The sequence below is a fragment of the Pseudoalteromonas sp. MMG022 genome (assembly GCF_021654245.1).
Taxonomy (GTDB): domain Bacteria; phylum Pseudomonadota; class Gammaproteobacteria; order Enterobacterales; family Alteromonadaceae; genus Pseudoalteromonas; species Pseudoalteromonas amylolytica.
Genome location: NZ_JAKFZQ010000013.1, coordinates 1 through 13,029, shown reverse-complemented (window position 1 = coordinate 13,029; position 13,029 = coordinate 1). Strand labels below are relative to the sequence as shown.

At 44.0% G+C, this 13,029-nt stretch carries 16 protein-coding genes; 14 read left to right on the top strand and 2 right to left on the bottom strand.

Annotated elements, in window-relative coordinates:
• Nucleotides 1-22 precede the first annotated feature (22 nt).
• From L1070_RS12810 to L1070_RS12745, 14 genes are all read left to right on the top strand, one after another.
• Nucleotides 23-2,410, top strand: coding sequence for a PKD domain-containing protein (locus L1070_RS12810; protein ID WP_237125825.1), 2,388 nt, complete (start codon nucleotides 23-25; stop codon nucleotides 2,408-2,410).
• 18 nt (nucleotides 2,411-2,428) lie between these two features.
• Entirely contained in the window at nucleotides 2,429-2,929 is a 501-nt protein-coding gene (locus tag L1070_RS12805) for a hypothetical protein (RefSeq protein WP_237125824.1), read from the top strand.
• 26 nt (nucleotides 2,930-2,955) lie between these two features.
• Nucleotides 2,956-3,600 carry a hypothetical protein gene (locus L1070_RS12800; protein ID WP_237125823.1) on the top strand — a complete coding sequence of 215 codons (645 nt, stop codon included), beginning with the start codon at nucleotides 2,956-2,958 and terminating at the stop codon, nucleotides 3,598-3,600.
• Nucleotides 3,601-3,625: 25 nt separating this feature from the next.
• A complete protein-coding gene (locus tag L1070_RS12795; protein WP_070982788.1) occupies nucleotides 3,626-4,195 on the top strand; it encodes a hypothetical protein in 570 nt (189 codons plus the stop codon).
• 84 nt (nucleotides 4,196-4,279) lie between these two features.
• On the top strand, nucleotides 4,280-4,792 hold the full coding sequence (locus L1070_RS12790) for a hypothetical protein (RefSeq protein ID WP_237125822.1): 513 nt from the start codon (nucleotides 4,280-4,282) through the stop codon (nucleotides 4,790-4,792).
• Between the two features lies 1 nt (nucleotide 4,793).
• Entirely contained in the window at nucleotides 4,794-5,351 is a 558-nt protein-coding gene (locus tag L1070_RS12785; protein ID WP_070982786.1) for a hypothetical protein, read from the top strand.
• Nucleotides 5,348-5,854 (top strand): hypothetical protein, encoded by a 507-nt coding sequence (locus L1070_RS12780; RefSeq protein WP_070982785.1) that lies wholly within the window; start codon nucleotides 5,348-5,350, stop codon nucleotides 5,852-5,854. Before L1070_RS12785 ends, L1070_RS12780 begins: the two co-directional genes overlap by 4 nt.
• A gap of 45 nt (nucleotides 5,855-5,899) precedes the next feature.
• Nucleotides 5,900-6,403 carry a hypothetical protein gene (locus tag L1070_RS12775; protein ID WP_070982784.1) on the top strand — a complete coding sequence of 168 codons (504 nt, stop codon included), beginning with the start codon at nucleotides 5,900-5,902 and terminating at the stop codon, nucleotides 6,401-6,403.
• A gap of 48 nt (nucleotides 6,404-6,451) precedes the next feature.
• Nucleotides 6,452-6,685 carry a hypothetical protein gene (locus tag L1070_RS12770; RefSeq protein ID WP_237125821.1) on the top strand — a complete coding sequence of 78 codons (234 nt, stop codon included), beginning with the start codon at nucleotides 6,452-6,454 and terminating at the stop codon, nucleotides 6,683-6,685.
• A gap of 27 nt (nucleotides 6,686-6,712) precedes the next feature.
• On the top strand, nucleotides 6,713-7,087 hold the full coding sequence (gene rpsL / locus L1070_RS12765; RefSeq protein ID WP_070982782.1) for a 30S ribosomal protein S12: 375 nt from the start codon (nucleotides 6,713-6,715) through the stop codon (nucleotides 7,085-7,087).
• A gap of 101 nt (nucleotides 7,088-7,188) precedes the next feature.
• Complete coding sequence (gene rpsG, locus L1070_RS12760) at nucleotides 7,189-7,659, top strand: 30S ribosomal protein S7 (RefSeq protein WP_070982781.1); 471 nt, start codon at nucleotides 7,189-7,191, stop codon at nucleotides 7,657-7,659.
• Between the two features lie 27 nt (nucleotides 7,660-7,686).
• Complete coding sequence (gene fusA, locus L1070_RS12755; RefSeq protein ID WP_237125820.1) at nucleotides 7,687-9,801, top strand: elongation factor G; 2,115 nt, start codon at nucleotides 7,687-7,689, stop codon at nucleotides 9,799-9,801.
• Nucleotides 9,802-9,861: 60 nt separating this feature from the next.
• Nucleotides 9,862-11,046, top strand: coding sequence for an elongation factor Tu (gene tuf, locus L1070_RS12750; RefSeq protein ID WP_237125819.1), 1,185 nt, complete (start codon nucleotides 9,862-9,864; stop codon nucleotides 11,044-11,046).
• Between the two features lie 312 nt (nucleotides 11,047-11,358).
• Nucleotides 11,359-12,159 (top strand): VOC family protein, encoded by an 801-nt coding sequence (locus L1070_RS12745; RefSeq protein WP_237125818.1) that lies wholly within the window; start codon nucleotides 11,359-11,361, stop codon nucleotides 12,157-12,159.
• Nucleotides 12,160-12,170: 11 nt separating this feature from the next.
• On the opposite strand, the gene L1070_RS12740 is transcribed toward L1070_RS12745, so the two are convergent.
• Together L1070_RS12740 and L1070_RS12735 are read right to left on the bottom strand one after the other, a co-directional pair.
• Nucleotides 12,171-12,347 carry a hypothetical protein gene (locus tag L1070_RS12740; RefSeq protein ID WP_237125817.1) on the bottom strand — a complete coding sequence of 59 codons (177 nt, stop codon included), beginning with the start codon at nucleotides 12,345-12,347 and terminating at the stop codon, nucleotides 12,171-12,173.
• 48 nt (nucleotides 12,348-12,395) lie between these two features.
• A complete protein-coding gene (locus L1070_RS12735; protein ID WP_237125816.1) occupies nucleotides 12,396-12,686 on the bottom strand; it encodes a hypothetical protein in 291 nt (96 codons plus the stop codon).
• Nucleotides 12,687-13,029: the final 343 nt, after the last annotated feature.

Below are 13,029 nucleotides of genomic sequence, written 5' to 3'. Positions count from 1 at the left end.
AAAGTTAAAAAGGAATACTGAAATGATATGGAAAAATAGCTTTCCCATTCCACTGTGTATATTGATCTCCGCGTGTGGAGGTTCGGGCAGCACAGAGGTGCAAGCAGAAACAAACAGTGCAGCTAAAAATCAAGCACCTATTGCGGTGATCACCTCTAGTGACACAACGATTACCAAAAATAAGTTGGTACACTTTAATGCTTCGAAAAGCTACGACCCTGATGGAGATGCGTTGAGTTACGAGTGGACGCTCACCAAAGGTGCCGAGCGAACGCCTGTGGCAATAGATGTGCATAACAAAGAAGAAATTGCAGTGCAATTAAACACTGCTGATAAGTATGTACTCACTTTAACGGCAAGCGATGGAAAGGCATACAGTAAGCCTTCCAGCTTCGAGTTTGTGCTTAATGATGACATGAATTTAGTCGCATCAGCGGGCCAAGATATTACTGTAAAGAAAGGCCAGATTGTTTCGTTAGATGGCAGTGAAAGCCGTGATCTAGATGGGGTTATCACAGGTTATCAATGGCGCATTATAGAAAAACCAGAAAGTAGCCAAGCAAAAATCTTCAAAGATAGGAAGGTAAAAACGACCTTTGTTGCGGATCAGGTTGGACAATTTGTTGTTGAATTGAGTGTCCAAAATGATCAAGGTGACATTGCCACAGATACCTTAACAGTTACCAGTGATGCTTTGGGTGTAAACTCAACGCCCGTCGTTGTGCTTAAGAACCTCGAGACTCAGCTAAAACCCAATGAAGTTATCGTTCTTGATGCCAGTGAAAGTTATGATCCTGACAGATTTGACAACTTGTCTTTTGCTTGGGAAGTGGTGTCACAACCTGCGGGAGCAAGTGCCAATTTAAGTACATTATTTGATGCACAAACTAGCTTTTCAGCCGAAACTTTGGGTGATTATGAAGTGCAAGTGAGTGTTACTGACTCACAAGGAGCTTCTGCGCAAGCGTCGTACTTATTATCAGTTACCACCGACAACTTACCACCGGTTGCACAGCTTGGTGAAGACATTCACGCACCTGTTGCACCACTTGAGCTGGTCTGTAAGTCTTGTTTTGACCCTGAAGGTGAGCCACTGACCTATCAATGGCAGTTACTCAGTCGCCCACAGCAAAGCGTTGCTCAATTGCAAGCGGCCACAGAAGCTGTGGCGAAGTTACATCCTGATGTTGCGGGTGAATACGCGGTAGCAGTGAGTGTATCGGATGGCCAAACAGAAGTAACCTCTAATACGCAGACCTATTACATTGATGCGAATCAGCAACCAACAGCACATCTAACAGCTCCAGATGTGGCGTACATTGGTAATACAGTTGAGCTTGACGCAAGCCAGAGCTCAGACCCTAACAACGACACACTGACGTATGAATGGCAGCTGATTGAAAGCGCGGCACAAGTGCAACTGCATACAAGAGATGATGGCACAGCCTATTTCACTCCAACGGAACTTGGCAACTACATTGTGTCTTTACGTGTTCATGATGGTCAATATTACTCAGATCCGCTAACGCATACAGTACAAGTACAGGCTAACTTACCACCAGTTATAGTGTTAGCAGATGACTCAGCAAGAGAGGTTGAAGTCGGAGCACAGGTGCTATTCAATGCGTCGGCAAGTTATGACCCAGAAGGCGATGCTTTGTCCTATCAATGGTCTTTGGTAAAACCCGAAGATTCAACAGCACAACTCACTACGGACGCGTCAGATTCGACCAGTTTGGTAGTGGATGTAGCGGGTACATACGCTATAAATCTACACCTTAGCGATTCAATCGGTAACTCAAGCTCTAAGACAGTACGTGTGGATGTATCAGATCCTGTCAATATGCTCACAGGCTATGTTAGAGGAACAGTTGTTAACTCATACAAACACCCAGTTGCAGATGCCGGATTCATGATAAATGGAAAGCAATATGTGAGCGACGCACAAGGTGTATTGAATGCGCAAGTAGAAGTTGAAGAGGGCGCAGCTTTGGTGATTAAAACCGAGGATGAACGTTTAGCTTCGGGCACTTACACCGCACCTAGCGTGACTCAAGATGGGTTTGTCATCAACTTTGGTGAGGCATTTGTGCCAAATATGCAACCGATTGAAGTGCGGCTATTTACTTGCCCTCAGTACAGCGGCCCAGACGTTATTGAGGTTGGCTATCGCATGTATTCAACCGTTCCTGAGATGGGCTCTATCACCTCTGAGTATGATCAAAAAATCAGCTTTACACTCGATAGCTTAAGTAGATCAACCCAAGCATTCAGCTTACCAGCAACCGCTAAGTATGAATTATACGTGGATGATAATTTGAAAATCACCTCGCCAAGCAGCCAACTGATGAATGTCTATTACTCAGTTGATATTCCATCTAGAGGCTTTGTAACTATTTGTAATCAATAATATAAAAGGAAAATTAATATGAAAAAACTAACAGCAGCATTGGCACTTTTGCTCACTTTTGGTGCACAGGCAATTGAGCCAATCTATGTGGGCGGTGAACAGTATAGCTATACCATGGATGACTTCACCCCTGTCTATGCCAATGGACAAGTAGTCGGCTACGACGCAGCTATCCCTGTCGGTGTGGATATGTATGACGACTTTATCGGGGACTACCCTGAGCTTATTTTCGATGTGAGCGGTGAAGCTGTAGGGACCACTGATGGTTCGCCAATGTTAATGGAAATGTCGGTTGTATGCTCTGGTATTGATATTGGCTATGACGCTGATGTGGTGATCAATCGCAGAGGCCGCTTATTACCTGCTCGCTTCTCTATATATAACCGTAAAAAAACCAACGGTGAGTGTAAGGAGTTAAAGCTTAGAGTTAATAAAACAGGGTCATCAGCAACTAACCCCGCCGCAACAATTGACGTACTAAACGTAAATTTAATCGTCTTTTTAAATCTTAATTTTTAATACACAAACTAAAAAAGGAAATTGTTATGAAAACCAAACTGATACTACTGATTTTTTCGGTACTTACCATCTTCTCATTTCGCGCTACAGCGAGTACCGAAGCGCCAAATATGGATGCGTTTACGCTGGCAGCTTCTGCTCAGGAACAAGCATTTAGATACCCATGTTGTGATAGATACAGTGACAGATATTGCGACATTCGCATAGAAGCCCTAAAAGAGTATCAAGCCGTAACACCACAGCAAATGATGGAAGCTGCGAAGGCGGTAACAACAATGGCCTCTCCAATTTACATTGGTGGTGCGCGCTATTCGCTTAGTAAGTCAGACTTTAGCCCTGTTTATACCACCCGTGTGATTTACGAGCCTTGTCTTATGCCTGAACCGATTACTGTAAATGTTTTATCAGGTTATGAAGCGACGTTTGCAGTCAGTGGTGACTATTCTCAAGACCTGTTTTTTGACATCAGCGGTCGTTCAGATAAATCAATGAACTTAGCGGTGTCATGTGGCTCTTTCAGCGCGACGGACTCAGGTACTAAGTGGGTGATCTCTAAGTCTCAAAATACCGGTGGTACGTGTAAAGCAATGAAAGTGAAGTACTCGTTTTCAAACTCAACAGCACCAACGTCTATCGATCTAAACATCACTATTTCAGAAGAACTTTACTAATCAAGTTGATAAATAAGGAATTGATGTGAAATTAATTAATTTATGCAGTGGTACTTTACTTACGTTGGCTGCGGCAAGCTCACTCTCGGCGCAGGCTAAGCCAAATGATGGTATCTATCCACCACCGAATGAGCCATGTACTTACAGCACGGGCCCAGAAGTTAGGTCGTTTGGTTTGCAAGCTTTTAATCAAAGCATTCAGCAAGCCTCTCCGATTTTCATCGGCGGAGAGCGTTACACCTTAAGTCGCAGTGACTTTAAACCTATTGTTAAGGAAGTAACGTACACCTGTCCTGGCCTAGACCCTTTAGTCGTTACTGAATACTCGGGCTACACATTATCGTTGCCTGTTTACAATGACTTTGGCCAGAAGCTGTACTTTGATATTTCTGGTAGAGCGGCCAAGCATATGAACTTAAGTGTCTCTTGTGGCTCATTCAGTGCTTCTGACTCCGGAGACAAGTTTTATATCTCGCGTGCGGCTACCACGGGCGGGAGTTGCACACGATTGGACTTGAGGTTGACTTTTAATAAAACGAAATGGCAGCCAAGTTACTTAGACTTGAACGTGATGATCTCTGAAGCATTGGATTAATACGCAAAGGAATACTGTATTCAGGCTGGTGGTTTTGATGCTTAATCAGCCTGATACATGAGTGCAAAATAAGGAAATATAAAGATGAATAAACTTTTGTTAGCAGCAGGCATCTTGGCCTGTTCGAGCAGTGTATTTGCTTCTGTAATTGACAAAACCGTGAGTGTTGATCAAGAAGCTTTGTTATTAACTACAGCTGATTTTACGCCCATTACAACGGTGTGGGCTGGTCGAACTGTTGTCACTGGCTACCAGGCTTTAGTGGATGTACAGGGCGCACAATCGGCACTATTTTTTGATGCCAGTGGTGAGGTTTCAGCACGTTGGTTTGCGTCTAATTTCAGCTTAGTAACTAAAATGAGCTGCAATGGCGTGCCGGTTGGAATGAGTAAAGCTTACGGCAAACGCGTCGATGGTCAGTCGACACCAGCACAGCCTATAATCACTGAGTTGAGAAAAGGCGTAGAGGGCTGTACTCAGTTAAAAATCGAATTATCTAAAGAAGGATCTTTAAGCCGCCAGTTCTACACGCGCATTCAAGATATTTCGTTTACTGTTGCAGTAAAAGGATTTAACTCACCTCAAGGAGCACTATAAGATGTTAAAAGCAATCGCAATGGGCACCAGCTTGCTCGCATTCAGCACCCTAGGACTTGCTTCTGAGATAAGCAGCACATTTACTGATAAAGATATGCAGCAACAAGGTAGCAGCTATGAATTGAACTTGGCTGCTTCTGGCTTAACCAGCGCCGCTGTAATCGACGTACACTTGGAGATATCAGGTCTTGGAGCTTTAAGCTCAGGCCAGCAGCCTGTGTGCACACAATGGCAGGGGTTGGAGTGTACAGGGGCATATGAAAATGTGTTACACAGTGAATTGTTGCATGAGGCGAGTCTTTCGTTGTCGTGTGATGACCAACTCTTGTATGAAGACCGAAAAAGCTACAGTGAATTTACCAACGAAGAACTAAGCAGTGCTGACAGCTCACTGTCGTTTGATATCTCATTGGTTAAATTAAACCCGATCACATGTCAATCAGTGAAGTTGCATGTCACAACTTTAAGTGGCGAAAGTGATGCACAAATCAAAGGCTCTATGAACCTGAAAAATACTACCACGGGTTCAGAGTCAGTAAAATATGAGGTAATTCAGTGAAAAAATTAATTATCGTTTCTAGCTTATTAACTGCATCGCAAGCATTTGCAGCTCCCGTGGATGTAGGGGGAGTTGCTTATGAACTTGGCTTCAATGACTTTGAACCAATTACAGTGCCCTATGCGGGACGTGAGGCAGTTGTGGCGTATGAGGCTAAGTTCGCAATGGACGGTGATTTTGGGCAGAACCTGAATTATCGCGTTGATGGGCTGGTTTATACGCGTTGGTTTTCGGGTAACATGGCCGCCACGTTGTCGGTAACCTGTAACTCACCGTATATAGATGAGCCCATTTTCATCGGTGAAGATATGGACTTTGGTATTCGTATTGACGGGGTTTCTTATTTAGCTAAGCCTGCTATCTCAAGTTACCTCAATACAGGTGGAAACTGTCAGGAACTTACCGTGCGCATCGATAAAGAAGGCCATCTAAGCCGACAGTTCTATACTCGAGTGACCGATCTGCAGTTCAATGTACAAGTGATTGAGACCATACCGCGTTAAGGTTTTTGAGGCACCGATTGGTGCCTTAATTACAAGGAGTGATTAATGAAACATTTAATGGCATTAGCCGCGTGTTTGATGGCGTCGAGTGTATCGGCATTACCTACCTTCTTTGTTGGTGAAACGGTACAAATAACCAAAGATGACGTGCAAGTCATTAAGCAGCTGTATAAGCGTGAAGGTGGTGTCGACAAATATGCTGAGGTGGCGTACGAAGTTGAGTTTCCATTATATGGCACATGGGGGCTTACAGAACTAGATGTGCAGCTGACGGGGGAAATCGCCTCAGCGTGGTATTCATCTAATTTTGGCATGACAGTCTCAGTGTATTGTAATGACGTGGTGGTTGAATCAGATACCTCGTATGGTCTGCGGTATGAAAGATCAAGTTATGTGGTCAAACCCCAAATTCGCGTTGCAAATCATCCAATTCCAGCTGGGTGTGAATCTGTAAAGGTGAGAATGGACAAATTGGGTAGTCTTGCGCGTATGTACTTTACCGATATCGCAAGTATTGATCTTAGACTTTACATGACGAATAAGTTCTAACGCCAAGCGTGTAAAACCAACGTTAAGTGATAACTCCTAGCTTCCTTGATGAGTAATTGTGTCCAATCATCAGTGATGGAGTTGTCACTTGGCTTATCTATTGCAGTACCCACTATTTTGAGCATGAACCCACAACAAACCATCCCAAAAGCGTTAAAGTTAGTGCTTTTGGGATGGTTTTTATTGACAGGTCAATCTTTGCTCATTAAAATTCGGCCACCCATTTACTCGTTCCATGAAAATGACGAAGAAATAGGGTCGATTTTTATATTTTTTCAGTAGTAATTTTAACTAATCAGGAGCTATTTAATGGCAACTATTAACCAGCTAGTGCGTAAGCCACGTCGTAGCAAGGTTACAAAAAGTAACTCAGCTGCGCTTAAAGCTTGTCCGCAAAAGCGTGGTGTATGTACTCGCGTATATACAACTACACCTAAGAAACCAAACTCTGCATTACGTAAAGTAGCACGTGTGCGTTTAACTAACGGTTTCGAAGTAACTTCATACATCGGTGGTGAAGGTCACAACTTACAAGAGCACAGTGTAATCCTTATCCGTGGTGGTCGTGTTAAAGACTTACCAGGTGTGCGTTTCCACACTGTTCGTGGTGCACTTGACTGTGCCGGCGTAAACGACCGTAAACAGGCTCGTTCTAAGTACGGTGCAAAACGCCCTAAGGGCTAATGGTTCTCCGTTAGTAAGGCCAAGCACTTAAGTTTTAATTTTTAAATAATTTGTTTTGGGAGTCGCCCATAAGGCGAACCTGAAGATATCGGAGATATAAAATGCCTAGAAGACGCGTAATAGGTCAACGTAAAATTCTTCCAGATCCGAAGTTCGGATCAGAACTTCTTGCTAAATTCGTTAACGTAGTAATGTTAGACGGCAAGAAATCTACTGCTGAAAAAATCGTATACGGTGCGTTAGACGTGGCTGCTGAGAAATCAGGCAAGTCGCACCTAGAAATCTTTGAAGCTGCACTTGAAAATGTACGCCCAGCGGTTGAGGTTAAATCTCGCCGTGTTGGTGGTTCTACATACCAAGTACCAGTTGAAGTACGTCCAGTTCGTCGCAACGCATTAGGTATGCGTTGGTTAGTTGAAGCTGCACGTAAGCGTGGCGAGAAATCTATGGGCTTACGTTTAGCTCAAGAAATCGTTGACGCTGCTGATAACAAAGGCACTGCGGTTAAGAAACGTGAAGACGTTCACCGTATGGCTGAAGCGAACAAAGCATTCGCTCACTACCGTTGGTAATCTGCTAACACCCTTTAAGAGGATAATATGGCACGTACAACTCCTATTGAGCGCTACCGCAATATCGGTATTTGTGCTCACGTAGATGCAGGTAAAACCACCACGACAGAACGTGTTCTGTTCTACACGGGTCTTTCGCATAAGATCGGTGAAGTTCACGATGGTGCTGCAACTATGGACTGGATGGAGCAGGAGCAGGAGCGTGGTATCACTATCACGTCTGCTGCAACCACGTGTTTCTGGAAAGGAATGGACGCGCAATTTGACGACCATCGTATCAATATCATTGATACTCCAGGACACGTTGACTTTACCATTGAAGTAGAACGTTCTTTACGTGTACTCGATGGTGCGGTTGTCGTGTTGTGTGCTTCATCAGGTGTACAGCCACAAACAGAAACAGTTTGGCGTCAGGCGAACAAATACGAAGTACCTCGCATGGTCTTTGTAAACAAAATGGATCGTACTGGCGCAGACTTCCTTGCTGTTGTGGGACAGGTGAAATCTCGCCTGGGCGCCACACCTGTGCCTATTCAGCTACCGATTGGTGCTGAAGACGAATTTAAAGGTGTTATCGATCTCATCAAAATGAAGGCCATCAACTGGAACCAAGAAGACCAGGGGATGACGTTCACTTATGAAGAGATCCCTGCAGATCTTCAAGACTTAGCTGAAGAATGGCGTGCTCACTTAGTTGAAAGCGCCGCTGAAGCGTCTGAAGAACTAATGGAAAAGTATTTAGAAGACGGTGAACTAAGCGAAGCTGAAATCAAAGCAGCGCTTCGTCAACAGACATTGGCCAATGAAATTGTACCAATGACCTGTGGCAGTGCATTCAAAAACAAAGGCGTACAGGCTGTGCTTGACGCTGTGATTGAATACATGCCATCACCTACTGAAGTTAAAGAGATTCAGGGTATCTTAGAAGATGACTCTGAAGGAACTCGACCTGCAGATGATAATGCGCCGTTCTCGGCATTGGCATTTAAAATTGCCACAGACCCATTTGTAGGTACTTTAACTTTCTTCCGTGTTTACTCTGGTACTGTTAAACAGGGTGACGCGGTATATAACCCGGTTAAAAGCAAAAAAGAGCGTTTGGGCCGTATTGTTCAAATGCATGCAAACTCTCGTGAAGAGATCAAAGAAGTGCGCGCTGGTGACATCGCCGCTGCAATTGGTCTTAAAGATGTGACTACTGGTGACACATTATGTTCACAAGAAGCTGTTATCACTTTAGAGCGAATGGAATTTCCAGAGCCTGTGATTTCAGTTGCAGTTGAGCCAAGAACCGTAGCTGACCAAGACAAAATGGGTATCGCGTTAAGTAAATTAGCGGCAGAAGATCCATCATTCCGTGTAGAAACGGATGAAGAATCAGGTCAAACGATCATCTCTGGTATGGGTGAACTACACTTAGATATCATTGTTGATCGTATGAAACGTGAATTCAGCGTTGAATGTAACGTTGGTAAGCCTCAAGTGGCATACCGAGAGACGATTCGTAACTCGGTAGAAGCAGAAGGTAAGTTCGTACGTCAATCTGGTGGTCGCGGTCAATATGGTCACGTTTGGCTTAAGCTTGAACCGATGGATATCTCTGATGATGAGGCGCCAACTTACGAATTCGTTAACGAAATCGTCGGTGGTGCAGTTCCAAAGGAGTATATTCCAGCGGTTGATAAAGGTATTCAAGAGCAGATGCGACAAGGTGTTCTTGCCGGCTATCCGCTATTGGGTGTTAAAGCGACATTGTTTGATGGCTCGTTCCATGACGTAGACTCAAACGAGATGGCGTTTAAAATCGCAGGTTCAATTGGTTTTAAAAACGGGGCGCTACAAGCAGACCCAATTATTTTAGAACCAGTAATGAAAGTTGAAGTTATCACCCCTGAAGCTAACATGGGTGATGTAGTAGGTGATTTAAACCGTCGTCGTGGCATAATCGAAGGCATGGAAGAGGCATTCGGTGGCTTGAAGCAAATTAATGCACAAGTTCCGCTTTCTGAAATGTTTGGTTATGCAACCGATCTTCGTTCTGCTACACAAGGTCGTGCCTCGTACTCAATGGAATTTTCCAAGTACGCAGAAGCGGCTAAGAGTGTGGCTGACACAATTATTGCAGCTCGCGCTGTTAAGTAATTTTAGTTCGGTCCGGTCTCTAAGGGCTGGACTTTAATTTCTTTATAGGAATTTTTTAAGATGGCAAAAGAAAAGTTTGAACGCGTAAAACCGCACGTAAACGTAGGTACAATCGGCCACGTTGACCACGGTAAAACAACTCTAACAGCAGCAATCACTAACGTACTTGCAAAAGTATACGGTGGTGTAGCAAAAGACTTCGCATCAATCGATAACGCTCCAGAAGAGCGTGAGCGTGGTATCACAATCTCAACTTCACACGTTGAGTACGATACACCGACTCGTCACTACGCACACGTAGACTGTCCAGGACACGCTGACTATGTTAAAAACATGATCACTGGTGCTGCACAGATGGACGGCGCGATCCTAGTAGTTGCTGCTACTGACGGTCCTATGCCTCAAACACGTGAGCACATCCTACTTTCTCGTCAGGTTGGTGTACCTTACATCATCGTATTCATGAACAAATGTGACATGGTTGACGACGAAGAGCTTCTAGAGCTAGTAGAGATGGAAGTACGTGAACTTCTTTCTGAGTATGACTTCCCAGGTGATGACCTACCTCTAATCCAAGGTTCAGCGCTTAAAGCGTTAGAAGGTGAGAAAGAGTGGGAAGACAAAATCGTTGAGCTTGCAGAAGCACTAGATTCTTACATCCCAGAGCCAGAGCGTGACATCGATAAGCCATTCATCATGCCTATCGAAGACGTATTCTCAATCCAGGGTCGTGGTACAGTAGTAACAGGCCGTGTTGAAGCTGGTATCATCAACGTGAACGACGAAGTTGAAATCGTAGGTATCAAAGAAACTACGAAGACAACTTGTACGGGTGTTGAGATGTTCCGTAAGCTTCTAGACGAAGGTCGTGCGGGTGAGAACATTGGTGCACTACTACGTGGTACTAAGCGTGACGAAGTTGAGCGTGGTCAAGTACTAGCGAAGCCTGGTTCAATCACACCTCACACGAAGTTCACTTCAGAAGTATACGTACTTTCGAAAGATGAAGGTGGTCGTCACACGCCATTCTTCAAAGGCTACCGTCCACAGTTCTACTTCCGTACAACTGACGTAACAGGTAACGTTGAGTTACCAGAAGGCGTAGAAATGGTAATGCCTGGTGACAACATCAAGATGACTGTAGAGCTAATCTGCCCAATCGCGATGGACGAAGGTTTACGCTTCGCTATCCGTGAAGGTGGCCGTACAGTTGGTGCTGGTGTTGTAGCTACAATCGTAGAATAATTTCTAGATTGCAGTAACACTGTAAAAAAGGTCACTTCGGTGACCTTTTTTAATGCCTGCAAAAAGTGGTAGGTCGGATAAGCGAAGCGCCATCCGACGGAGAGTCCCGCAGCCATTGTTAGACTGGGTCATTTCACCTTGCGCAAAAAGAGCGTATTCGCTTCGCTCAAGTCGCTAAGATTTAAGTACCCTGACATTACCTCTTTAGTGCTTATCATTGCCCTTTTGCAGTATCTCGTCTCATTAAATCAAATTGCATATTCCGATAATCTCTACTATCAACATTAATGATGTTTGAAAAGGCGAACGACTATGACAAGACTGACCCATGTGCATTTGCACGAATTTTGTTGGGCTGAGCTGCGCGCTGCGGATTGGCGAATTGCGAAACCCTTTTATTGTGCGTTATTTAACTGGGACTTCGACGATGAGCTAGGCGCTAATGGGCAGGTTTATACCAACTTTAAAAAGCAAGGCGATGTGGTCGCGGGCATGTATGAAATGTCTGAAGACAAAAAGGCTGCACGCACTCAAAGTGCTTGGCAGTCCTATGTCGCGGTGCGTGATGTTGATGCCACGATTGTCAAAGCACAGCGCTTAGGTGGGGCGTTGCAGCGTGGGCCATACAATATCGGCGAAGCAGGAAGGATGGCGATTATTTGCGATTCAGGTGGCGCACAGCTCACTATCTGGCAGGCCAAGGAGCATATTGGCAGCCGTAGAGTATTTGAGGCCAATACACCTTATTGGCATGAACTTACGTGTCGAAATCGCGATGTGAAAGAACTCTTCTACAGTAAGCTCTTTGATTGGCATTCGATTCATCAAAATGTGGATGGTATTGACTATGTGATTTTCAGTAATGATGATCATGCGCTCGCAGGTATGGTAGAAATGACAGATGCGTGGAGTGCAACGACCCCGTCACATTGGATGATCTATTTCGCGGTCCTCGATTGCGATGCCATGGCAAAAAAAGCGGCGGGGTTGGGCGCCAAAATTTGTTTGCCACCCACAGACATTCCCGAAGTAGGGCGCTATGCCGTTATCTGTGACCCCCAAGGGGCATTCTTTTCGATTATTGAGTCTAAGATGGACACCATTACGCGTTAACCTGATCAGAACTATTGCTGATCACTGAGTAAGATTACATAGCAATCAATTGCGCCTAAAAGGCTTGTTACTGGCGTTACAGACTCCACAACTAGCCCTTGCTCTTGCAGCTCTTCTAATTGTTGATTGAGTAAATCTAAATCGGGTTGGCTTGCAAGCCAGTGCTTTCTTTTACTGAATGTGAACACTTTTTTTCATCTTGAAACTACCAGATAACGTATTGAATTAAAAGTATATTACTTGCTGTTAGCATTGAGGAACCTATTGAGAAACGCGTCAGCTTGTGCCTCACTACAACCAGTCTTTTCAATCACATACACTTTTGGGTTGGTGATTAATCCACTGGTGATACGCTGTTTAAAGTGAGTATCAAAAAGCTGCTCGTTGGGAAACTCAATATCTGCGTGATTGAGCATCGCTTGAAATTGAGATTTGGTAAGCTTTGACAATGTTTGAACTTCACGTCTTAGCTTTAAGATATGAAACCAAAAAAGGCTCAGCATAAAACAGTTTAGTAAGTAATACATATGTGCTTCCCTATAGCATACAGAGTATCTATTTAGATCCCTAAAGTAGGTGTTGAAAGATAACAGGTTATCGTCAGCTGCATTGTACCTATTTTGTTTGTTTTATCTAGAGACAAGGCCGCAGAATGTGTGGGAACTACAGAGTCTGATTAATTGATACACAGAATTCGTTTTCGAGCTCTAAATTTGGCTTGTTTGGTTAAATTAATTGCCTTACAAGCCTGTTTTAAAAAATAGTTTTTCCAATATTGACGATAAAAATTTTCTCACTCAAATATTTAATAAATGGAGCTAAGCCGTTGGATGTATTTTTGGTATTCCTTATATTGTGGAGAGTTCAAGG